General features: G+C 68.8%; 1 pseudogene. It reads right to left on the bottom strand.

Features of this window, described 5'->3' with window-relative positions:
• Positions 1 to 493 (bottom strand): annotated as a pseudogene (locus PXJ20_RS32960) (hypothetical protein); the annotation flags it as partial.

Raw genomic sequence — 493 nt, 5'->3', positions numbered from 1 at the left:
TGCCGCCACGTTCGTGATCTGCCGCTCTGCTCCTGCTGCACCCACGCTGACCACGCTCGTCGGACTCGTACCGGCATAGCTGTAGGTTGTGCCGCCTACCGTGCCGGTGGACGTCGGGTTGGCTGCGGCCGTGACCGAACCGTTGCCCAGTGCCACCGCCCCGGCATTCGCGGCCGTTGCGCCCGAGCCGATCGCCACGGCGTTGTCTCCCGCCGCGTTCGCGTTGTTGCCCACCGCCACGCCGGCCGCCCCCGCTGCCGTCGCGCCCGTGCCTGCGGCGAGCGCGTTCACGCCCGTCGCGCCGTCGTTGTTGTAGTTGGCCTGCTGCGTACCGTTGTCGTTGACGCTGTAGTAGTGCGTTTTGCTGGCCGAGATCGCCGTCGACAGCGAAGTCGTCGCCGTCGAACTCGATGTCGAGAGCGACGTCACCGAGCTGTTCGTGGTCGAGAGGCCGGTGGAGAGCGAGCTTGCCGTGGTCGACGTCGAGGTGGAC

Source organism: Paraburkholderia sp. A1RI_3L (genome assembly GCF_048957895.1).
GTDB classification, from domain to species: Bacteria; Pseudomonadota; Gammaproteobacteria; order Burkholderiales; family Burkholderiaceae; genus Paraburkholderia; species Paraburkholderia kururiensis.
Note: the sequence above shows the minus strand (reverse complement) of the source record. Positions and strands in the feature narration are given on the sequence as shown.